The organism is Streptomyces sp. NPDC002088 (assembly GCF_040296605.1).
Classification (GTDB): domain Bacteria; phylum Actinomycetota; class Actinomycetes; order Streptomycetales; family Streptomycetaceae; genus Streptomyces.
The window spans coordinates 1-21,633 of the sequence record NZ_JBEOXO010000014.1 but is presented as its reverse complement, the minus strand read 5'-3'; the positions used below and the strand labels follow the sequence as shown (position 1 = coordinate 21,633).

General features: G+C 68.2%; 20 protein-coding genes and 2 pseudogenes. 10 read left to right on the top strand and 12 right to left on the bottom strand.

Annotated elements, in window-relative coordinates; translation table 11 throughout:
• Positions 1 to 94 precede the first annotated feature (94 nt).
• From ABT114_RS27450 to ABT114_RS27430, 5 genes are all read right to left on the bottom strand, one after another.
• Complete coding sequence (locus ABT114_RS27450) at positions 95 to 1,261, bottom strand: DUF3500 domain-containing protein (protein ID WP_351145552.1); 1,167 nt, start codon at positions 1,259 to 1,261, stop codon at positions 95 to 97.
• Positions 1,261 to 2,301, bottom strand: coding sequence for an amidohydrolase family protein (locus tag ABT114_RS27445; RefSeq protein WP_351145551.1), 1,041 nt, complete (start codon positions 2,299 to 2,301; stop codon positions 1,261 to 1,263). The genes ABT114_RS27450 and ABT114_RS27445 overlap by 1 nt, the downstream gene beginning before the upstream one ends.
• The gene (locus ABT114_RS27440) at positions 2,298 to 2,975 is read right to left on the bottom strand and encodes a 4-carboxy-4-hydroxy-2-oxoadipate aldolase/oxaloacetate decarboxylase (RefSeq protein ID WP_351145550.1); all 678 of its coding nucleotides are present in this window, start codon (positions 2,973 to 2,975) and stop codon (positions 2,298 to 2,300) included. Before ABT114_RS27440 ends, ABT114_RS27445 begins: the two co-directional genes overlap by 4 nt.
• A 49-nt stretch (positions 2,976 to 3,024) precedes the next feature.
• A complete protein-coding gene (locus tag ABT114_RS27435; protein ID WP_351145549.1) occupies positions 3,025 to 3,894 on the bottom strand; it encodes a substrate-binding domain-containing protein in 870 nt (289 codons plus the stop codon).
• A 62-nt stretch (positions 3,895 to 3,956) separates the two neighbouring features.
• Positions 3,957 to 4,943: a PhnD/SsuA/transferrin family substrate-binding protein gene (locus tag ABT114_RS27430; protein ID WP_351145548.1), complete on the bottom strand. Its 987-nt coding sequence runs from the start codon at positions 4,941 to 4,943 to the stop codon at positions 3,957 to 3,959.
• A 758-nt stretch (positions 4,944 to 5,701) separates the two neighbouring features.
• Here ABT114_RS27430 and ABT114_RS27425 point away from each other — a divergent pair.
• From ABT114_RS27425 to ABT114_RS27400, 5 genes are all read left to right on the top strand, one after another.
• Entirely contained in the window at positions 5,702 to 6,136 is a 435-nt protein-coding gene (locus ABT114_RS27425) for a VOC family protein (protein WP_351145547.1), read from the top strand.
• A 6-nt stretch (positions 6,137 to 6,142) separates the two neighbouring features.
• Positions 6,143 to 6,937: an alpha/beta fold hydrolase gene (locus ABT114_RS27420; RefSeq protein ID WP_351145546.1), complete on the top strand. Its 795-nt coding sequence runs from the start codon at positions 6,143 to 6,145 to the stop codon at positions 6,935 to 6,937.
• A 64-nt stretch (positions 6,938 to 7,001) separates the two neighbouring features.
• Positions 7,002 to 8,300: an MFS transporter gene (locus ABT114_RS27415; protein WP_351145545.1), complete on the top strand. Its 1,299-nt coding sequence runs from the start codon at positions 7,002 to 7,004 to the stop codon at positions 8,298 to 8,300.
• 588 nt (positions 8,301 to 8,888) lie between these two features.
• A complete protein-coding gene (locus ABT114_RS50620; RefSeq protein WP_502988400.1) occupies positions 8,889 to 9,452 on the top strand; it encodes a helix-turn-helix domain-containing protein in 564 nt (187 codons plus the stop codon).
• Between the two features lie 125 nt (positions 9,453 to 9,577).
• Positions 9,578 to 10,546 carry a LysR family transcriptional regulator gene (locus tag ABT114_RS27400; protein WP_351145544.1) on the top strand — a complete coding sequence of 323 codons (969 nt, stop codon included), beginning with the start codon at positions 9,578 to 9,580 and terminating at the stop codon, positions 10,544 to 10,546.
• Between the two features lie 328 nt (positions 10,547 to 10,874).
• Here the strand turns inward: ABT114_RS27400 and ABT114_RS27395 are convergent, their stop codons facing one another.
• The 4 genes from ABT114_RS27395 to ABT114_RS27380 all read right to left on the bottom strand — a co-directional run bounded on the left by ABT114_RS27395 (position 10,875) and on the right by ABT114_RS27380 (position 14,106).
• Positions 10,875 to 11,495: an MBL fold metallo-hydrolase gene (locus tag ABT114_RS27395; protein WP_351145543.1), complete on the bottom strand. Its 621-nt coding sequence runs from the start codon at positions 11,493 to 11,495 to the stop codon at positions 10,875 to 10,877.
• A 57-nt stretch (positions 11,496 to 11,552) separates the two neighbouring features.
• A complete protein-coding gene (locus ABT114_RS27390; RefSeq protein ID WP_351145542.1) occupies positions 11,553 to 12,098 on the bottom strand; it encodes a YceI family protein in 546 nt (181 codons plus the stop codon).
• A gap of 566 nt (positions 12,099 to 12,664) precedes the next feature.
• Positions 12,665 to 13,531, bottom strand: a complete 867-nt coding sequence (locus ABT114_RS27385; protein ID WP_351145541.1) for an RNA polymerase sigma-70 factor — start codon at positions 13,529 to 13,531, stop codon at positions 12,665 to 12,667.
• Positions 13,528 to 14,106: a carboxymuconolactone decarboxylase family protein gene (locus tag ABT114_RS27380; protein WP_351145540.1), complete on the bottom strand. Its 579-nt coding sequence runs from the start codon at positions 14,104 to 14,106 to the stop codon at positions 13,528 to 13,530. Before ABT114_RS27380 ends, ABT114_RS27385 begins: the two co-directional genes overlap by 4 nt.
• A gap of 325 nt (positions 14,107 to 14,431) precedes the next feature.
• Here ABT114_RS27380 and ABT114_RS27375 point away from each other — a divergent pair, with 325 nt between their 5' ends.
• Together ABT114_RS27375 and ABT114_RS27370 are read left to right on the top strand one after the other, a co-directional pair.
• A complete protein-coding gene (locus ABT114_RS27375; protein ID WP_351145539.1) occupies positions 14,432 to 15,277 on the top strand; it encodes an NAD(P)H-binding protein in 846 nt (281 codons plus the stop codon).
• A gap of 266 nt (positions 15,278 to 15,543) precedes the next feature.
• Positions 15,544 to 15,684, top strand: a pseudogene (locus ABT114_RS27370) (IS701 family transposase); the annotation flags it as partial.
• Positions 15,685 to 15,705: 21 nt separating this feature from the next.
• Here the strand turns inward: ABT114_RS27370 and ABT114_RS27365 are convergent.
• Positions 15,706 to 15,965, bottom strand: a pseudogene (locus tag ABT114_RS27365) (metal-dependent transcriptional regulator); the annotation flags it as partial.
• Positions 15,966 to 15,973: 8 nt separating this feature from the next.
• A complete protein-coding gene (locus tag ABT114_RS27360; protein WP_351145537.1) occupies positions 15,974 to 16,513 on the bottom strand; it encodes a YbhB/YbcL family Raf kinase inhibitor-like protein in 540 nt (179 codons plus the stop codon).
• A gap of 158 nt (positions 16,514 to 16,671) precedes the next feature.
• Between ABT114_RS27360 and ABT114_RS27355 the strand changes: the two genes are divergently transcribed.
• Positions 16,672 to 17,376: a GntR family transcriptional regulator gene (locus ABT114_RS27355; RefSeq protein ID WP_351145536.1), complete on the top strand. Its 705-nt coding sequence runs from the start codon at positions 16,672 to 16,674 to the stop codon at positions 17,374 to 17,376.
• A gap of 406 nt (positions 17,377 to 17,782) precedes the next feature.
• Here the strand turns inward: ABT114_RS27355 and ABT114_RS27350 are convergent, their stop codons facing one another.
• Positions 17,783 to 18,358 (bottom strand): hypothetical protein, encoded by a 576-nt coding sequence (locus ABT114_RS27350; protein WP_351145535.1) that lies wholly within the window; start codon positions 18,356 to 18,358, stop codon positions 17,783 to 17,785.
• A gap of 251 nt (positions 18,359 to 18,609) precedes the next feature.
• Here ABT114_RS27350 and ABT114_RS27345 point away from each other — a divergent pair, with 251 nt between their 5' ends.
• Positions 18,610 to 20,502, top strand: coding sequence for an SMI1/KNR4 family protein (locus tag ABT114_RS27345; RefSeq protein ID WP_351145534.1), 1,893 nt, complete (start codon positions 18,610 to 18,612; stop codon positions 20,500 to 20,502).
• A 501-nt stretch (positions 20,503 to 21,003) separates the two neighbouring features.
• Positions 21,004 to 21,276: a hypothetical protein gene (locus tag ABT114_RS27340; RefSeq protein WP_351145533.1), complete on the top strand. Its 273-nt coding sequence runs from the start codon at positions 21,004 to 21,006 to the stop codon at positions 21,274 to 21,276.
• Positions 21,277 to 21,633: the final 357 nt, after the last annotated feature.

The following is a 21,633-nucleotide window of genomic DNA, read 5'->3' as shown; positions in this document are numbered from 1 at the left end:
GCTCTTCACCGCGGACCGGTCACGGGGGCCCTGCCGTGAGTTCCTCAGGGCTTTTACGTTCTTCACGTCCGGCGACGGCCGGACATCGGGGAAGTCACTTCCCGGCGTGGAATCGTTCGTGGTGCCGGCGCAGGTAGTCCTGGCCGTAGTCGTTGCCGTTCGGCGTCCGCACGATGGTGTGGATGTGATTCCGCGCGTGATAGTCGTTGTCGAACATGATGCCGTGCGAGTGCTCGAACTCGATGAGGATCACCGGGCTGTGCACGCGGTAGTAGAAGACGCCGTCAGGGTTCGGCTTCCCCACCCACGCGAACCAGGTCTCGTCGAAGCGGTCGACGACCTCGGCCATCCTCACCTCGGCGCTGTCCTTCCGTTCCCGCCCCACGTACACCCCGATCAGGTCCGTGGCCAGCGCCAGCTGCTGCGCAGTGAAGGTCGAGAACGCGGCACCCTCGTAGTTGAGCTCGTAGTTGTCGCGGCCCGCGCCGGTGAACAGGTCGTGCGGCATCTCGGTGTGCAGCGTGGCCGCCGCCCGCTGCGCCTGTGTCAGCGACGCGTACAACGCGCTGCCGGTGTCCTGCTCCGCCTGCAACGCCCAGGTGCCGGCGAACTTCCCGTCGAAGGCCGCGACGGGCTCGGCGCCCAGGAACGTCGGGGTGGTCACCAGCCGGCCGTCGACGACCGTGCAGTTCACGTTGACGTGATGCCCGTCCAGCTGCCAGCCCCAGGGGCTTTCCGGCGCCGGTTCGCCGTACAGGCTGAACCAGTACAGCAGTTCGTTCAGCTCGTCGACCTCGTTGCGGATCTCCCCGATCGTGCGGTTCAGGCGCATGCAGTTCAGCACCGCCTGGAACCCGCTCTCGCTCAGGCTCTCCCGCACCACGTCCAGCGCGCGGTCCCGGACCGTCGCGTCCAGTTCCTCCAACAGCAGACCGTGCCGCAGCAGGTTGACCGCCGGGTTCGCCCACTGCCGCCGCGACGGATCGTCCAGCGGGAACCGCGTCACCTGCTGCTGCTCACTCGTGAGCGAGGACAGGTATGCCCGCGCCGCGTTGTCCACCGCCGACAGATCCACCCGACGCGGCTGGTCGAAAAGGCCGGCGACCCGTCCCGCCGACGTCGTGACCCCCCGGAACGGCTCCAGGCTCGCAGCCTCGAGCTGCTCCCGGTCCTGCACGACGCCCGGCTGGGTCACCGTCCGGACCCGGCTACTCAGCCCGTTCCGCTTCCGCAGGCCCGAAGGCCAGTCCTCGTACGTCATCAACGTCCCTTCCCTGCCGCCTCTTCGGCCACCCGGCCCAGCAGCCGGGGGTAGACCCGCAACGCGTTCCCCGCATAGATCGCGGCCCGGCTGTCCTCGCCCAGTCCCGGGGCGGCCTCGATGTACCGCTTGGTGTCCTCGTAGGCGTGTCCGCTGACGGGGTCGATCCCGCGGACGGCGCCGATCATCTCCGACCCGAACAGGATGTTCCTGGTCGGAATGACCTCGGTCAGCAGCCGTACGCCCTGATAGCCGTACAGGCACGTGTCGAACCACAGGTTGTTCAGGACGCTTTCCTCCAGCCGCGAGTAGCCCAGGTCCTGCGCCAGGCCCCGGTAGCGGCCCCAGTGATAGGGCACCGCCCCGCCTCCGTGGGGAAGGATCAGCCGCAGGGCCGGGAAGTCCCGGAACAGCCGTGAGGACAGCAGGGTCATGAACACCGTCGTGTCGGCGGCCAGGTAATAGCCGCCGGTGGTGTGGAAGTTGGGGTTGCACGAGCCGCTGACGTGGACCATCGCCGGCACGTCCAGCTCGACCATGGCCTCGTACAGCGGGTACCACGACCGGTCCGTGATCGGTGCCCCCGTCCAGTACCCGCCCGACGGGTCGGGGTTGAGGTTGCACCCGACGAACCCCAGTTCCTCGACGCAGCGCCGCAGTTCGGCCACGCAGTCAGCCGGTGCCGCCTGCGGCGACTGGGGCAGCTGACACACCGGCACGAACCGGTCCGGGTACAGCCGGGACACCTGGTGAATCAAGTCGTTGCACGCTCGCGTCCACGCCGCGCTGACTTGCGGGTCACCGCGGTGGTGTGCCATCGCCGAGGCCTGCGGGGAGAACAACGTCATGTCGATGCCGCGCTCGCGCTGCAGCCGCAGCTGCTCGGGCTCGATCGCCTCCCGTACCTGGTCGTCCGACAGTCCCCGCGGGCCCGCCGCCGACAGGGCCGCGACGTCGGCACCCGGCTCCAGCAGTGCCTCGTGGAACTCCTCCAGCTCCGCAGGAGCCGTCGTGAAGTGCCCGTGACAGTCGATGATCACCGCGCGTCCCTCTCCAGTCCCGCCAGCATCGGCCGCAGCCCGCCCAGCTCGACGCTCAGCTCGCCCGCGGCGAACCGCGGCCGGACGGCCTCCTCGCTCTCCGCCCGTGCCTTCGCCCGCTCCAGGACCTCGGCCGCGTCGGCCCGTTCCACCACGACGACCCCGTCGTCGTCGGCGACCACCACGTCCCCGGGGTTCACCACGACCCCGCCGCAGCTGATCGGGATGTTCACCCAGCCCGGCGACGCCTTGATCGTCCCGCTCGCGGCGACCGCCCGCGCCCACACCGGGAAGTCCATCTCGCGGAGATCCCGCACATCCCGCACTGCAGCGGCCAGGACCACGCCTGCCAGACCCAACGCCTTGGCGGACGTCGCCAGCATGTCTCCGAACATCCCGTGTTCCGATGGCGCGGTCACACCGACCACCAGCACGTCACCCGGTCTGCACTGTTCCAAAGCGGCGTGGACCATCGTGTTGTCGCCGGCGAAGTTCAGGCAGGTCACCGCCGTTCCGGACGCGGTCAGGCCGGGGGTGACCGGGTGGATGCCGTGCATCGCCCCGGTCCGTGCGTTGGCCTCGTGGACGGTGGCCACCCCGTACTCGCCGAGGGCCTTGGTGACCGCGCCGTCGGCACGGTCGATGTTGGTGATGATCTGTGGCCGCAAGGGCATGTCACTTCATCCTTCTCAAGTACTTCTCAGTGCTTCTCGAGTGCGGAACTCAGAGCGCGAACAGGTCGTCGACGTCTCCGACGGGACGGCTGATCAGCCGTTGCCGCAGCGCGGCCCGGCCGGCCAGCTCCACGGCGGTGCGGACCGCGTCCCGGCCGTACCGGACCGGCGAGGGCACCTGTCCCCCCGACCCGTCGGCCGGCGGCAGCTCGGCCTTGTCGATCCCCGCGGTCAGGTCCTCGTAGACGGCGGCCACCACCTCCGGCGCCTGCTCCATCAGCGACCGGGTCACGACGACCATGTGGTTGACCGGAACCGTCTCGTGGCGCGCGTACCAGCGCAGCGCCGCCCCGACCGGGTCGGGAACCACCGGCTCCAGGTCCGGGTTCTCCTGACCGTTCAGGACCGCCGCCGCCAGGTCACCGTCGAGCAGCTCCTGCTTCAGGTCCCCCGCGGTGCGCACCACGTTGCCCGGCTCGGCGTACTCCGCCACGTGCGGGTCCTCAGTCGTCACCCACGTGACGTCGCCCGCGTCGACGCCGAACTCCTCGTCCAGCACCGACCGGGCCCACATCCCCATCGTCGTGCTGTACGCCCGTACGCCGACGCACTTGCCCACCAGGTCCGGCGGCTCCCAGGCCCGGCCTCCCGGCGACCGCCGGATGTTGCCGTGGTGGAAACCGCCCACCATCACCACGGGCAGCAGCAGCAACGGCTTGCCCGCCTCCCGCGCCTGCAGGTACGTCGCCAGCGCCATCTCGCACACGTCGTACCGCCGCTCACGCACCATGTCGTGGAACGCCGAGTGGACCGGGGAGATCGACGGTAACGACACCCCCACCGACGCCAGTTCGGTCCTGGACCTGATGAGTTCGGTGTGCGGGTGGTTTCCCAGCACGATGGATATCGAACGGGCCATAGGTCTGTCGTGTCACTTCCTGTGCTGGCCGGCCGTCGGCACGGAGCCGGGACCGAACGGGCCTACTCGACGAAGAGGTCCTCGACGGCGGGACGGGAACGGAGGATGTTCTGGTCGACCGCGGCGTCGAGCAGGGCGTCGATGCTGGGCAGGTTGGCCTCGATCCCGTACGGCAGCGGATCGTCGCCCACGATCGAACGCATCCGCTGGAAGTGCTCGAACTCCTTGCCCGCGCCCTCGCCCTCGCGCAGGCTCGCCAGGAACGGCTGCTTCGCAGCCTCCAGCGCCTCCCGCAACGCCCCGCAGAAACCAGGGTGCTGACGCACCACCGAGTTCTTCACCGCGACGAGTCCGTGCATGGGGTACACCCCGGTGGAGCGGTAGTAGGCGCGCGCCAGCTCGTCGGTGTTCTCGAACAGCGGGTACGACGCCCGCCCCGCCGGGCCGTCGGTGCTCTCGTCCCAGCCCTCCCGCGGCGGACCCGACCGGCCGATCCCCGCCGGGCCCGTGAACGCCGCGTCGATCTCGCCGGCTTCGAACAGGTCGGCGAGCGATGTGCCCGCCGGGGCCTGACGCACGTTGCCCGGCAGCCGGAACGACTCCACATGTTCCTCGTCGTCCACGATCCAGGTGATCGAGTTGGGGTCCACCCCGTACTCGGTCCGCAGCAGCGACCGCGCCCACACCCCCGTGGAGACCGTGTACGCCCGCACCCCGACCCTTCGGCCCTGTAGGTCCGACGCCTTGTCGATCCCGCTGCCCGCACCGCACACGATGTTCGTGAAGTGGAACTCCCGCCCCAGGAACACCGGTAGCGCGGTGATCTCCGCCCCCGCTTCCCTGGCCACCACGTACGTCGTCGGCGCCAGCTCGCACACGTCGAACTCCAGCCGCCGCACCATCCGGCGGAACGCGGCGATGATCGGCGACACGTCGACGAAGTCGAGCGAGTACCCCGGTACGCCGACCTCGCCCGTGGTCAGTCGCTTGGTGTGCTCATGAGGACCGATTGCGGCGGAGATCCGAGACGGATTCTCAGTGGTGGACATCTAAACCCTTCCGCAGCGCATAGACGACGTTTTGAACGCCCGAATCAAACGGTGCGCTCAAAGCCGCCTCCGTCTTCGGGAAACCGAACTCGTTTATTCGGCCGGCGATGTTTTGACTTCCCGTCGAGCGGAGACCTTCCATTGCCGTCCGCCCCGTCGAAGGTAACAGTCGGAAATCACGATGAGTAGCCCCGAAATTCGAAACCGAGTGATTCCCGACCTGCATCACCCGGCCCGGGGGCACGCGACGAGCAGCCCGGCCAAGACGCCTGCACAGGTGCTCCGCGGCGACGACTACTACTGCCGGCGGGACGGCTTCCCGCTCGACGTCGCCCTACGGAGCCACGCAGGTGTGGTCAGCGATCGTGAACAAAGAACTCATCCACCACTCTTGACTATTGCTCGTCAGCTGTTCGACGAGCAGCGTGTCGAAGGCAGCGCGTCGCGCCCTCACGCTTCAGACCCCGGCATGGCCGCTGCTCGTGCGGCGCCGAGTGGTCACCAGCCCGACCGGTTCCCAGTCTCCACGGCGCCGAGCCGTCGGTGGCCACCCACCCGCAGCACCAGATGGCCGGAGTCTGATGCAGAACGCACATCACTCGGATTCGGATAACGAGGGGTACTCAGCCCGTATAGCGGCTGTTACCTTCTACGCAGACGAGCAGCATTGTTGATCTCTTCCTTGCGCGAACAATTCTTCCGCATTCATCGAGAAGAGACCAGTGCGCCTCCATCACAGCGAAATACAAGGGACGGCAATGAGCGAAGAGTCGGACGTGAAGAAGGTCGTGCTCGCGCACAGCATTCACCACACCAATGTCCCGGTCACCGATATGCAGCGCACCGCGGAATGGTACGGAAAGGTCTTCGGACTGACCCCGATCAACATCAGCAAGTACGTTCCCGACGCCACCACGCTGCTGATGAGCAACGGCAACTTCCACCTGCACTTCGAGCTTTACCCCACCGTCGAGATCCCCCTCTCCACGGTGGACCACCGGCGCGGCGAGCACCTCTTCCACACCTGCATCGAGGTCGAGGACTGGGACACCTTCGCCGCCAACCTCGACAAGCACGGCGTCCGTTTCGAGGACTACAAGGAGCGCCCACAGGACCAGTCCCGGTCAGCGACGCTCACCGACCCCGACGGACACCTCATCGAGATCGCCTGGCACGGAAACCGGGACTGGTGAGCGGCCATGCCCTACGCGACGACCGACGAACTCGAGGTCTACTACGAGACCCACGGTGAGGGCCGCCCGCTCGTCCTCCTGCACGGCGGCGGCGGCAACCACCTGGCCTGGTGGCAGCAGGTCCCCCACTTCCAGGACCGCTACCAGGTCATCACCATCGACTTCCCCGGCTACGGACTGTCCCGCTCCAAGAACGGCGAGTACGACAACGCCCAGTACGCCGACGCCATCCTCGCCGTCCTCGACCACGCCGGCATCGACCGCGCGATGACACTCAGCCAGTCGGCCGGCAGCTACGGCTCGCTGAGACTGGCCGTCACCCACCCCGAACGAGTCACCGGCGCCATCATGGCCAGCAACCTCAGCCCCGTCGGCGACGAGATCTCCGAACTGGACGACATCGGCCGCGCCGCCGCCCGCAAACTGCCGGTCAAGGACTTCCTGCTGCTGAAGGAATTCCAGCAGAAGGAACCCGAGAAGGTCTTCCTGTTCTTCCAGATAGGAAGCATCAACACGACCGGCCCCGGCCGGCCCACACCCAGCCGCAACTCCGTCAAGAACTCCATCCCGGTACAGCAGATCCGCGACGCCATCAACGCCGGCGTCCACATCACCTTCCTCCAGGGCACCGCCGACGTCATGATGCATCCCCCCGCCTACGACCGCCTCAGGGAACTCCTCCCCGAAGCCAACGTCCACATGGTCGAAGGCGCACCGCACTCCGACTACTGGGAAAACCCCGAACGGTTCAACTCCGTCGTCGACACCATCCTGGACCGCGTCTACCCGCCCCAGGGATGAGACCGGCCGGCGGCCGCCCGGCCCGTCGTCGTGGACGAACTGCACGCACTGATGGGAGGTGGAAATGCCGAATAGTGCCGCGTTCGGCCACACGTTCGCCGCGTTGACGGTGCCGAACTTCCGACGCTATCTCAGCGGTCAGGCGGTGTCGCTGACCGGCGGCTGGATGCAGGGGACCGCACAGTCATGGCTCGTACTGACGCTGACGCATTCGGCAACGCTGGTCGGCGTCACGGTCGCTGTCCAGACGTTGCCGGTGCTGGTGCTCGCGCCGTACGGCGGGGTGGTGGCAGACCGGGTCAACAAGCGCCGGATGATCCTGCGGCTGCAGTATCTGCTGGCGTCTCAGTCCGTGATCCTGGGGCTGATGGCCGCGCTGGGCGCGATCCGGTTCTGGTCGCTTCTGCTCACCGGTCTGGTGCTCGGCGTGAGCAGCGCTTTCGAGAACCCGGCTCGTCAGTCGATGCTGCTGGAGTTGGTCGGGGCCAAGCACGTGGGCAACGCCGTCTCCCTCTACGCGACCTCGATCAACCTGGCGCGGGTGATCGGACCGGCGATCGCCGGCGTGCTGATCGCGGCGTTCGGCGTCAGCGGCTGCTTCCTGATCAACGCCGTCAGCTTCGTGCCGGTCATCGTCTCGCTGGCCCGGATGGACGAGAACGACCTGAGGGGCGAGCCGTCGCACAATCGGGCACGAAGTGGCGGTCTGCGCGAGGGTCTGGGCTACGTGGCCCGGACACCTGGGCTGGCGGTGCCGCTGGCGATGATGGGCCTGGTCGGCTGCCTGGCGTTCGAATGGCCGGTGTCACTGCCGTACATGGCCGACGGCGGCCTGCACGCCGGGTCGGCAGGGTACGGGTTCATGACCGCGGCGATGTCGCTCGGCTCGGTGATCGGGGGCCTGGTGGCGGCCGGCCGGGGGTGGACCGGGCCCTGGTATCTGGTCCTGTCGGCGGCCGGTATGGGGATCGCATTGGTGCCCGCAGCGCTCGCCCCCAACCTGGCGGTCGAGCTGGTCGTGCTGCCCCTGGTCGGAGCCGGCAACGTGATGTTCATGTCGGGCGGAAACGCGACGCTGCAATTGACGGCCAGCCCGGAGATGCGCGGCCGGGTCATGGCGCTGTGGACGGTGTGCTTCCAGGGCTCCACCCCGATCGGCGGCCCGCTCGTCGGCGCGGCGATGAGCGCCGTCGGCCCCCGTGCCGGACTCGGCCTCGCTGCCGCCACGTGCCTGGTGGCGGCCGGCGGCGGAGCGCTGGCGCTCCGCACGACGGCCACCGACCGCCCGGCCACTCGCCAGGAGGCCTCGAGCCCGAGTGTTCACCAGACGCAGCCGTCGGGCGACACACCAGAGATCAATTGAGGTGCACAACGTCAATCTCGACTGAGTGCTGCCGTCACCCAGCGGCTTCCACGACACAGCGCAAAGCGTGTGCCGTGGTAGCGGGCCGCACCACGATGTCACCGCCGCCCACCGTCACGGGGGCATCCCCACCTGCCTGCGCCGGCGCATCCCGGTCCTGGCCGGCTTGGCCTGCTTCGGCACCAACGGCACCGTCGCCACCCCCGCGCACGCGAGCCCGAACAGGAGCACACCGTCAAGCAGAAATCGCTGAACCAGGCCCACGCACGCCTGCACCAGCCAATCGAAAGCGACCCTCAAGGGCTGGCGGATCTTCCGGCACGCCCGCTGCAGCCCCAGCCGGCTCACCACCGTCGCCCAAGCCGCCCTCACCCTGGAGCGACAACGTTGAAAACCCTCATGGGCTGGCCTGAACTCAAGCGCCCTCCAGGGCGCGTGAAATGACCACTGCACCCTAGTGTCTCGTGATCTTGTTCGTGTCACGTGAGGTCCATTGGCTAGTTGGCCTGACATGGACCTCTCCGATGAACAGGCCGCCGAACTAAGGGAGTTGGCGAGTAGCCGGGATGTCCCGGTCGATGCCGTGCTGTGGGCGCGGGTCGTGCTGTGGGCCGCCGAGGGCCGGCGGCGTATGGATATCGCGGAACTGGCAGGGATCTCGCCCGGACAGTGGACCGGTGCGAGACGCGTTACGCCGAGCGGGGCCTGGCCGGTCTGGAGGAGAAGCGTCGGGGTGGCGGACGCGAGCAGGTGCCAGCGCCGGTGCGTGCGCGAGTGATCGCTGACCCGGATGTCCCGCCCGTTGAAACCCGGCTGTCGCACTGGTCGATGCGCCAACTGGCCGCTCATCTCAGGCGGGTCGAGGGCATCACGCTTTCCGGGCACTACATCGCCCGGATCTGGCGCGAGGAGAAACGGCGCCGCACCGCGCGGGCACCTTCAAGGTTTCCAAGGACCCTGCGTTCGCGGAAAAGGTCGCCGACATGGGCGGTCTGTACTGGATCCGCCAGGCGGCGCGGTCGTCCTTTCGGTGGACGAGAAGACGCAGATCCAGGCACTGGACCGGACCCAGCCGGTACTCCCGCTCACGTTCGCGGCGAGCGAGAAGCGCACACGACTACATTCGCCACGGTGTTCTATCGATCGCGGTGAGCATCGGTTCGAGCAGCGGCACCCGGCTCGGTGATCTGCCTGGAGCGTCAAATGTTTCAGGATGTTGACGGAAAGACCGGGGCATGGTCACATGACCTGGGATGTCCTCATGGCCGAGGAGTGAGATGGACCAGCTAACCATCATGCGCAGCTTCGTTGGCGTAACGGAGACCCTCAGTTTCCGCCAGGCCGGCCGCAAGCTAGGCATCTCGGGTTCGCTGATATCACGTCATGTGGCCGAGCTGGAGCGGACACTGGGGGTGCGCCTCGTCAACCGCACTACCAGGACCATCAACCTGACCGCCGCCGGAGTCCGGTACGCGGAGTTCGCAACACGCATCATCAACGAAATCGACTGCGAACAGGCCGCATTGGGCAACATGCACGACAAGCTCGAGGGCCCCCTGGCCATCATCGGCCCCAAGTGGATGGGCAACAAGGACGTCGTCGACGCCATCATCGAGTTCTCCGCCCGTTATCCGGATATCCATATCCGGTTCGAGGTCAATGGGACGTCCGAGCGCGCCTATGACTTCCTCGAGCACGGCTTCGATGTGGCGATTCACGCCGGCGACGCGACGTACCCCACCCGTCATGTGCGCAACCGCAACGTCATGCTGCGGAAGATCGCCGATCTCGACTTCGTGCTGTGCGCGTCACCCGACTACCTGCGGCGCGCGGGGCAGCCCACAGAGGCGACCAAACTGACCGACCATGATTGCATCGTCAACACCAACTACCATATCTGGCACCTTCGGCAGGGCGGGCACGACGTACACTTGAAGATCAGCGACCCGGTCTACTCGGCCAACAGCTATCTCAGTCTCCGCAAGGCGGCCCTGGCCGGCCGCGGGATTGCACTGCTACCGGTCGGCCACATCGTCAACGAGTTGGCCAACGGCTCACTGGTGCGCGTGCTGCCGGGCACCGAGGTGCCAGACCAACTGCTGTACGCCCTGCACCTGCCGGACGACCAGAGCCCGGCCCGCGTCCGACTGTTCGTCGACTTCCTCTCCGACCGCTTCCGTCAAAGGCAAGCCGCGCAGGTCCGAACGACCGCCCAGAACAAGAAAGTCATGCAAGACGTTTCTTAAGGACGTGCAGTCCACCCAGGCCACTGACACCGCCCCTCCAACAGGACTCCCCCAAAAAATCGCGGCATCATGAAGGCCGCGGCGGGCCGGGCAGCTGCGGGTACTCCCACTCGGGCGGGCCTGCGCGAGGAGAGCCGGCGGGACCGCGCGGAACGAACAGACGGCCGCGATCCGGTCGAACCGCGACTCGGGCCAGGACCCCGTGCCGTACGGAGGGCTGCTTCCAGTCGGAGTCACTTGCAAGTGTGCCGAGCCACCATAGATGTCACCTCGCCAAGCAATCTGTCACCAAGATCAACACGTCTGCCGTTGCGCCGGCCGTCTTCCTCTACAGCTCGACGCTCTCGCCGGGATGGAGTCGCCGGATGTCGGCACCTGCCCGCCTGGCCTCACTGGCCAGGACGTCGTCCAGGACTCTCACGCCCCATTCGTTGATGAGCCCGTCATGAATGGCATAGGCACGACGCGGTGTCATCCGACGCAGGTAGCCGATCATGTCGGGCAGCGTCAGCCACGGCGCCTGACCAGGCACCAAGAGCGTCGGCACGTCGACGACGGTGAGCGCGTCGCCCGGATGGAAGACCTCCCCGTCGATCAGGAACCCGACGTTGTCGACCGGTGGCACGTCCGGGTGACTTAAGTGATGCTTGTCGCCCGTCACCAACACCTCGAAGCCCGCGACGGAAAGGCTGTCCCCGTCGCGGACCACGTTCACGCGCTCGCCGAACCCGCTCAAGTGCCGAGCAACCCCAGCGCAGGTGTAGACGGCGGAGTCGCATCCGCGCAGGCGCCCCGGATCGAAGTGATCGAAGTGTTCATGCGTGACGAGAACAGCTTCGGCCCCCGCCAGCGCATCAGGTTCAGGAGTCATCACTCCCGGGTCGATGACGATCGCCCGGCCGTTCTTCTCCAGTCGCACACAGGCGTGACCGAACTTGGTGATCCTCATCGCGTCCGTCCTTTCGACCGGCGGGCAGGGCGACGCCTCCGGCCCGCAGAGGGGTTGTCAGGTCCGCCGGATCGCTGCGACGTCGAACTCCAGCACCATCTTCGGGCTGACCAGGATTCTGCTCGCGGCATTCCCGTTCACGCCCCAGTCGTTGCGGTTGATCGTGACGCTGCCTTTGAAGCCGACCCGGTAGCCGCCCTGCGGGTCGTTCTCGGCGACGGTCAGCTCGAAGTCCACAGCGACCGGCTTGGTCACGCCGCGGATGGTCAGGTCACCGGTGACCCTGAAGACTGTGTCGGCGAGCTGTCTTACAGCGGTCGAGGTGAAGAAAAGAGCAGGGTACTGGTCCACGTCCAGGAAGGTGTCGCACAGGTGCGCGTCACGCCGTCGGTTGCGGGTCTGGATACTCCTCGCCCGGATCGAAAGCCGGACGCTCGACTTCGACGGCTCTTCGCCGTCGAGGTGCGCACTGCCCTCGTGCTCATCGAACTGCCCGCGCACACTGCTGGCCATCGCGTGCCGGGCGACGAAGCCGATCCGCGTACGGGTGGGGTCGAGGACGTAGTCACCAGTCAGCTCGCTGAGCGTGTTCATGGTGGACATGCTGGGTCACTCCTGATGGGGAGGCGGTTGATCTTCAAGGGCCAGGACCGTCAGGACTCGCGGAGATGGCCGGGCGCCATGTAAGGCACCGAACCCGCCGGCGCAGTGGCGTCGAAGCACCGGACCTCGTGGCAGCGCTCGGTGAACTTCCAGCCGCCCTGGGTGCGCAGGTAGCGGTCGTGTAGAGGGAGTAGTTCAGGTGGGAACCGCCGTCGCGCATGCGCCCGAACTCCGCGACGTAGTTACGGCCGACCGCAGTGTTGCCCTCGATCCGGATCGTGCCCGGGAGCAGGCCTGAACGAAGTACTCCCAGTCATCCTGCAGCCGCTCGATCGCAGCGCGGATCTCCTCCCGGCCGATGAACTCGACGGCGATGCAGGGCATCCGCCACACTCGTGCACCACCCCCGCATCGGTGAACTCGCCGCGCAACGCCTCGATCTCGACGCGATCCGCGATGGCCTGGATGTCGGTCATGGTGATGATGAGTCCTCCTGTTCGATGGCCGGGTGTTCCGGGCGGTCGTCACCGCCCGGAACACCCACCAATCACCGAGTCGCAACTGGTCTACCTGGCGAGTTCGGTTGGTTGATCCAGCTGCGTCAGCTTCTGCGGGTTTCTCACCACGTAGATCCGGGTGACCCGCCCGTCCTCCACCACGAGGCTCACCGCGGACGGCTCGCCGTCGATCTCGATCCGGCCCGCCGGCGCGCCGTTGAGCCACACGGTCGTCGTCTCGAAAGCCGCCACCACCCGGTGCGCCCGCGCCAGCAACGACGCCACCAGTTCGACCCCGTGAATCGGAGCCAGAGCGGCAGCCACAAGTCCGCCACCATCGGCGACCATGACAACGTCCGGCGCCAGGACCTCCATCAGCTCTTGCAACTGCCCGGTGCGCAACGCGACCAGGAACCGCTCCACCACAGCCTGCTGCTCCGCGCGGCTGACCCGCACCCGAGGCCGCCGGGCCGCCACGTGTTCGCGTGCCCGCCGCGCGATCTGCCGCACCGCGGCCGCGGACTTGCCCATCACCTCGGCGATCTCCCCGTACGGCATCTCGAAGACCTCCCGCAGCACGAACACCGCCCGCTCCGCCGGCCCGAGCGTCTCCAGCACGGTCAGCATCGCGAACGACACGCTCTCCGCGAGCTCGACGTCCTCCGCGACGTCAGGGCTGGTCAGCAGTGGTTCCGGCAGCCACTCGCCGACGTAGTCCTCACGGCTGCGCGACAACGCCCGCAGGCGGTTGAGCGCCTGCCGCGTGACGACGCGGACAAGATAGGCCCGCGGGTCGCGCACCTGCGACCGGTCGACGTCGGCCCACCGCAGCCAGGACTCCTGCAGCACGTCCTCCGCGTCGGCCGCCGACCCGAGCATCTCGTAGGCGACCGTGAACAGCAGGCTGCGATGAGCGACGAACGGGTCCTCGATCATGCCGTCGACGCTACGCCGGACGGCTCAGGGCGCTTGGCCAGCGGGATCTCGCAGGCATCGGCGTAGCCCTGCGACGTGACCCCGTTCGCGTTGTTGTTCCTGGTCGCCATGTTGACGAAGGCGATGTATGCAGTGAGCTCGACCATCGCCGCCGGGCCGAGCCGCTCCAGCAGACCCGCGTACAGCTCGTCGGTGACGGTCGGCGGCGTGTTCGTCATGGCCTCGGCGTACTCGAGGACGTCCCGCTCCAGCGGGGTGAACACCTCCGACTCCCGCCAGCGCGGCACCTGGCTCGCCTTGGCCAGGTCCAGGTCCTGCTTCTGCGCCTGGAAGTAGCCGACGTCGAGGCACCAACTGCAGCCGACCTGGGCCGCGACGGCCATGTGCGCGAACGACTTGAGGCTCGCGTCGGCCGCGTCCCACTCGCTCAGCTTGGCCGAGAACTCCAGGTTGGAGGTGGCGACCTTGGGACTGTGCCACACCACCTCGACGGGCTCGGGCACGGCACCGAGCTGCTTGATCATGTTCTCGCTCATCTCGGTGGGAAGCTCCGCCTTGGGAATGCGCAATGCCATGATGTTCCTTATCCGTTGACCTGTTTGACATGAAGACACCGCTGCCCGCTCGAGTGTGACAACGGAGGTTGGGCAGTGATCCGGTTGCGCGGTCACCAGGTGGAGACTGACGAGATCGGCCCGGCGTCGAAGTGCTCGTGGACGCCGTGGACGATGTGCTCCACACGGCCCGAAGCAGGACATCGAGTCCACCCGCTACGCAACCTGAGCCTGGCCACCGCCGGCAGCTGTCGAGCGGCGCCCCGGCGCGGGTCGCACCACGGTCAGCGCGTGCGCTGACCGATGAGTACGGAATACTCCCCGTAGGGCTGAGGCTGACCTGATCATGAGTGAGATTCTGGTGATGGGTGCGACCGGCAATGTCGGCCGACAGGTTGTCGTTCAGCTCTTGGCCACAGGTGCCTCTGTGCGTGCGTTGGTACGTGATCCCGAATCGGCCAGGCTCCCGGAGGGAGCTAAGGCCATACGCGGGGACCTGACCGTGCCCGACACGCTGGAGGAGGCGTTGACGGGGAGCGACACAGTGTTTCTGATCTGGCCTTTTCTTACGGCCGAAGGGGCCTCAGTCGTGCTGGAGGCGATTGGACGGCATGCCCGCCGCGTCGTCTATCTCTCGTCGTCGGGCGTGAACGGGGACGCCGAACGGCAGACCGATCCGATCAACCAGCTTCACGCCGATATGGAGCGCCTGATTGAAAGTTCCGGCTTGGAGTGGACCGTCCTGCGTTCGAACACCATCGCCTCCAACGCACGAGGGTGGGCCGAGCAGATCCGCACCACACACGTCGTTCGCGGTCCCGACATCGCCGCCACGGCGGTGATCCACGAGCGTGATGTCGCAGCTGTGGCGGTGCATGCGCTGACCGATGACGGGCATGTGGGCGCGATACACATCCTGACCGGCCCGCAGGTACTGAGCAGAGCCGAGCAGGTACACAGCATCGGGGAAGCCATCGGGTGCCGGACACACTTCGAGGAGGTTTCCGTACAGGTCGCACGAGAGCAGATGCTCGCCGACGGTCGGCCAGCCGCTCTCGTCGAAGCCCTGCTGGCCAGCGCTGAAACGCGGCCCGAATCGACCTTGATCACCTCCACGGTGGAAGAGATCACTGGAGCCCCTGCGCGCACGTTCCACTCGTGGGCGGAAGAGCACGCGGACGATTTCCGCTAGGTTCGCCGTTCAGAGTCCTGGAAATAGTCCTCGAACTGGGTCGCTCACCTGGGTATGCGTCGGACATGCGGATGATCTCGGTCTGCTCATGCGCTCCGACCAAGGGCGCATGAGCAGGCCGAGATCGCGGAGACGTGTGTGCTGCACCCGAACGACGAAGGGGAGGCGTTCACGGCGCTGTCGCGCTTGCGGGGCGACTTCTACGACCTCCCAGGACGTCTGGCGACTGCTGGCCAGCTGTAACGCGCGCACTCCCGCCACGGGACAGCTCACGGTTCGCCGTGTTCACGGCGCGGCCGGCGGGCAAGCAGTCCCTGGCCGCCGCCCAGAAGACGGGCGGCGGCCACTACCGGTGGGACGGTGTCCTGCCCGCACGCACGATGCTGATGGAGTGGCCCAAGGGTCAGGCGTGGCTGTGACGTTGTTCAGACGAGCAGGCGCTCCGCGAGCCTGTGTTTGCGCATCACGCGCGTGGCGAGCCGCCGGCCCTCCTCCGTCAGCTCCAGGTGCCGGTCGCCGGCGACGTGCAGCAGACCGTCGCGCTCCATGCGGGCGACGGTCTGGCTGACGGTGGGGCCGCTCTGGTTCAGGCGCTCGGCGATGCGGGCGCGCAGGGGATCTCGCCTTCCTCTTCGAGCTCAAGGATGGTGCGGAGATACATCTCCGTGGTGTCGATGAGTTGGGACATGCTGTTCGTCAGGCGGGGGTTTCGGCGGTGGCGGTCAGGACCGCGCGGCCGAGGATGTGGCCGGCCATGGTGAAGCCGAGGACGGCCGGGGTGGCGTCGGCCGCAACGCCGATGGACTCGACGTCGAGGGCGTGCACCACGATGAAGTAGCGGTGAAGGCCGTGCCCGGCCGGCGGGGCGGCGCCGATGAAGCGGGCTGCGCGGGCGTCGTTCGGCAGCTGGAAGGCGCCCTCGGGCAGACCCGAGCCGGTGTCGTCGCCGGCGCCCTCGGGCAGTTCGGTGACGGTGGCGGGGATGTCGGCGACCGCCCAGTGCCAGAACCCGGATCCGGTGGGGGCGTCGGCATCGTAGACGGTGACGGCGTAGCTCTTGGTGCCTTCCGGGGCGCCACTCCAGGACAGCTGCGGGGAGACGTCCTTGCCGCCGGGGACGCCGAAGATGCCGGAGAACTGCTCGGGCGATAAGGCGGCGCCGTCGGTGAGGGTGGTGCTGGTGACGGTGAAGGAGGCTGCCTCGGGCAGGCGGGCGAAGGGGTCGTTGGCGCTCATCGCGTCGTTCCTTTCAGGCCGTGCTGTGGGATGGCGGTGATGCGGCCGATGGAGGGACCGCAGCGTCGCGTAGAGGCTCCGCCGTCGCCTTTCACCGACCGCCAGATCGACTATAGCACCGATAATCGATTATCTGCTGGATCGTCTATGATGGAGATATGACTCAGACGGCCCACACTTCGACCGCACCGGGGAAGCAGATGCTCTCCGAGCAGGTCTACGCGCACCTGCGGGACGCGATCATGCGCGGGGACTACGCTCCCGGTGCCGCCCTCAAACCGCAGGACCTCGCCAAGGAACAGGGCGTGAGTCTGGCCGTCGTGCGCGAGGCGCTCGTGCGGCTGGTCGGCGAGGGCCTCGCCGACCGGCTGCCCAACCGCGGCTTCGCCGTCCCGGCCTTCTCCGACCGCCGCTGGCAGGAGGTCGCGGAGGCCCGCCGGACCATCGAACCGGTCATGCTGCGCATGTCCGTCGAGCGCGGCGACGTCGACTGGGAGGCCCGCGTACGAGCCGCCCACCACCGTCTGGCCCGCACCCCGGCGTACGCGCCAGGGGAGGGTGAGTACTACAGCGGTGCGTGGTCCGAAGCCCACCGGGTCTTCCACCGCACCCTGCTGGAGGGTTGCGGCAACCCCGTCCTGCTCGAGACCTTCGACCGGATGTGGACCACGAGCGAGCTGGCTCGCCGCTGGTCGGCGCGCCTCGTCCCCAACCGGGACCACGTTGGCGAGCACCGTCGGCTGGAGGAGGCGGCACTGTCCCGCGACGCCGACACCGCGGCCGAGGTACTGGCCCAGCACCTCACCCTGACCGCGGCCGGACTGACCGGCTGCACCCACCACGAATCCGCGCAGGAAGCCTGATGCGTCTTACCAAGACCTGGTGAGTGCCGGTTGTCGGTCTCGACTCCGGAGTCCTCCAGCAGCGGGGCGGTCAGCTGAGCGAACAGCTCGGCGAACGTGCGGCGCGGGCAGTTCTCCGCGCCGCAGATGAAACGCCGGACCGTCAGATGGATCACGACGCCTTGCCCACCCACCGAGAGGCAGATCCTTCAGCCTGCGCCGGTAGGAGTCGTGGTCCGAGAAGCGGCCGCAGTCCGGACACGTCGGCCTGCATGACCAGCACCGTCACCGGTCCCAGCCCAGGACGGCGGGGACAGCTCAGGACCTGACGGAGCGTCAATCTTGTGTGGTGACGGTGGGTTGCCCGTCAGGGATGCCGCAGCGCGAGGGGTGAGAAGTTGTGCGAGAACCTGGGCTTCGAAGCTCCTCAGGGGCGCAAGACCTCAAGTTCGTCCGCGCGACGGTGGTCTTTGGGACGGCCGAGGGAGCGCCGCATAAGGATCAGGTCGTCCAGGTCGGCGTAGCAGATGGCGAAGCCCGCCGGGTCGTGGGTGCTCACCGCCCGGGCCAGGCAGGGGGCGATGTCCATGTCGCCCCAGGGCAGGGCGGGTGTGCACAGGTCGCCGCTGGCGCCGGTCACCTGGTAGGCCACCTGAGGCCGGTCCAGGTCGGGCAGGTTCGTGCAGCCTGCGGCGGTCAGGGCGTCGCGCAGGGCGTGCGCCTGCTCGGGCGTACCGTCCCACAGCAGGTCGAGGTCGCCGGTCAGCTCTATCGAGCCGTGCATGATGCCGGCGACCTGGCCTATGACCACGGCGTGCGAACCGGCCTCGTAAAGAGCCCGAAGAAAAGGGAACGGATCGAAGCCGAGCGCGCCGTCCGTGGCGAACGTACCGGCGACGTCATCGGCTTCCTCCGGGCCATGCCCCGTGATGGCACGGTCACGGGTGGCGTCCTGAATACGCCGGACGGCCTGACGAAGTCGCAGAACAGCAGTCTCATTCACCCAGCTCATTCAACCGCAAACGCAGCAACCTCACTGACCCGACCGCGACCTCGGACAGGTTCCCGCCGCCAACACCGACGGTCGCCGCGCACCCCGATGTCGGCCGAGAGCAGCTGCGCGCAGCGTCGGCAAAGGCCAGCGCTCCCAGCGCGCCGCCCTGGTGAAGGCGCAGCAGAAGGAGCCCACTTGGCCGTAGCTCATACGAGAACAGGGCCGACACCGTTGTCGGTGCCGGGTGACACCATCGGGCCATGAGTGACGAGTCTTTCAACTGGCATGAGTTCCTGGGGCGCTGGCAGGAGGAGTGGGTTCCGCGCGCGGGCGAGGACGAGGACGACGGGCAGACCGTCGTCCCCCCGGGCAGGCCCGGGGCGGACGAGGCGGCGATCGCCGCGGCCGAGGAGCGGCTGGGACGGCGGCTGCCGCCCTCGTACCGGGAGTTCCTGGCCGTGAGCGACGGGTGGCATGTGGACCAGACGGCCGGGGTCTATCAGCTCGGCGGCGCCGCGGACATCGACTGGTTCCAGGATCCGTACGACATGACCCCGCTGTACGAGGAGAATCTGGGCGACAACCCGCGCAGGGAGGACGTCCTGCTGGCCGGGATGTGGCAACGGGCGCTACGGCTGGAGACGGACTCCGACATGTCGTACGCCCTGCTCGACCCGGGCGACAGCGACCAGGACGGCGAGTGGGCGCTCTACGTCTACAAGGGCTGGAGCGGCGAACTGCCGGACCGTTACCCGTCGTTCCGCGCGTACATGGAGGCCATGTACCGCGGCTTCCACTCCGACCGGGTGGAGAGACCCGACTACGTGAACGCGACCACGCGCACCCAGGACGCCCATGTGGAGGAGGCCCGCTTGCTGGCCCTGCGCGGACGGTACGAGGAGGCCCTGCCCCTGCTCGAGGAGGCGCTGTCCTTCGGACGGCCACAAAGCGCCGTCCTGCTGAACCAGCTCCGGCATCTGCTGGCTCCGCACAGCTCCCGGGATTACGGCAACCTGGCGGCCGATCCACGCTACCTGCCCGAGATTCTGCCTGTGCAGGCCATGACGCCGGCACGCGGCGAATGGCGGCTGGGCGGGGACGACCACTGGCTCGGGATGATGACCGCCCGCGGGGCCGCCCAGAAGACCGCCGAGGCCATACTGAGCACGATGCGGGACGGCACCCATCGCTACGCGCCTCCCGGTCCCTGGGGCCGGGCCGTCGCCGAGGCCCGGGAGTCGGCCCGCTGGGGGGCGACCGACGCCGCGTGGCGGGTGCTGCGGGACGCGCTCCCGCTGTGGGAGGCGCCGGGTCCCTTGCTGATCGCCCCGATCGGCCTGCTCGCCGATCCGGTCCTGGGTCCGCTGATCACCCCGGAGCGTGGGCGGGAAATCCTCGCGACACCGCGGGCCGGGGAGAGGGGACCCGCTCCCGAGCCAGTGCCCGATCTCGACCCGCCGGGCCTCGCCTGGCTGACGGAGCCTGCGGCGAACCGGCGGCCGCTCGACGGATACCGCTGTGTCTGGGTCGAGGGAATCGACCCATCCCGCCTGCCCGCCCTGATCGGCGAGGAAGGCGCCGAACTGAGCGCGCCCGCGGATCCGTTCAAGGCGTCCTGGCGGGCACCCAAGCCCCACGAGCGGGAGGGCGTGGAACTCTGGGAGGACCGGGCCGTGGTCGCCGTCGGCCGCACGGCCGAAGCGTGGGCCTTCGCCTTCGACGGCCACTGCCACCACCACCTGAACAAGCTGTTCCTGTCCCCGGCTGCGGCCGCTTCCTCGTCCGGCCGCGCGGTGGTGGTGTGGCGCGATGCGAGGCGCTCGTCCCCGGGTGACCACCCGGCCGCGTTCCACCTGTCGGTGGCCGAACAGGGCGAGGAGCTCTACGCCTTCACCGTGCGAGGTACGGAGATCCAGCGCTCCGGCGCGATACCCCAGGCCCTGGACCCCGCACGGCTGTTCCGCCCGGAGGACACTGAACTGGACTGCGAACTGCGCGTGTTGGAGGCCCTGCACACCGAACTCGGGCTCTCGCTCCCCCGCTTCGCGCTGACCCAAGGCAGGCTCCGCACCTTCACCACCCGGTCCTGGACCCGGGCGCCACGCGCGGGCGAGGGGTTCGCCTACATCAGCTTCGTGCGGCACCGGCCCTGAGCTCGGGCGGGCCCGCATCCCCCGGTGGAAGGCGGGCCCGCCGGCGACGACCGGCCGTGGGCTCAGCTCAGGTTGATCGCGCGGGCGCTGGCACCGCCGATCTCCTGGGCGACCTCCGTGAGGACCGGCTGCGGCACCGTGTCGTCCACGGTCAGGCGCGCTCGCGCGAGTTACTTGCGCTCGCCACGAACAACTGGCTCGCCCGGGACTCTTTGGCTGTCTTCGCCGCCTCCGTCGCAGGCGCGTTCCTCTTCCCGGAAAGCCGCTTCGCCCCGGACCCCCTGCTGCTCACGGCGCCCCTCTCGTTCCTGAGTGTGCCCTCCCCTTCGGTCCCGGCACTGAGGGCGGCAGGGTGGGCGAGATGCCTGCCGTCGGCTTCTGGGCCGTATGGCTTCTTCTGTGCGCCTTCGTGAACGCCGCCGTTCTCGGTGCCCTCGCCGCAGGATCCGCGACCGTCACATCATCCCGCGCGCGTGAGCCCCTCCAGCGGGCACCACCGCGGTGTCGGTCTACGGGTCTACCCGGAACAAGGCGGAGTACCCGGCGGGTCTGGGCGCCTCGACGCAGGCACCGCTGAACATGTACTCCGTCCCGGCGGGCCAGGCCTACGTCGCCGCCACGGAGCCCACCGCCACCGACGACTGCTTCCCCTCCAGCGGGGCGGTCGTCATCGGCAGCAAGAAGATGTACACCATCCAGTACGACCACCGTGTGGCGCTCGTCTACGCCGACGACGTCACCGCCACCCAGGCGGTCCACCACTGGGAGGACTGACCCCGCAGAAGACCTCCGCACGGTGACCCTGACCGGACCACGACACGCGGAAGTCTTCGCGCTTCCCGCGATGCCCGGATGACCGCGGGTGCGGCCGTCTCCCCGGACATGCCGCTGCTCGCCGGTTGCCCGGCATGGAGGGAGAGCCGTACCGGGTGCGCCGCCCGCTCGTCGCCGGGTGAGGAGAGCTGGAGCGTCTCTAGAACTCTGTGTGTGCCTGTGGTTTACGGGCTTTTCGGGCGCGGCGTGGCCGTGTGCGGTCGCCGTCCGGTGGTCCGATCCTCGGGGTGAGGGGGTGGGCCGGGGTGGCGTGCAGGTGGTGGAAGCCGGTCCGCTCGGCGGCGCGGGTGCGTCGTC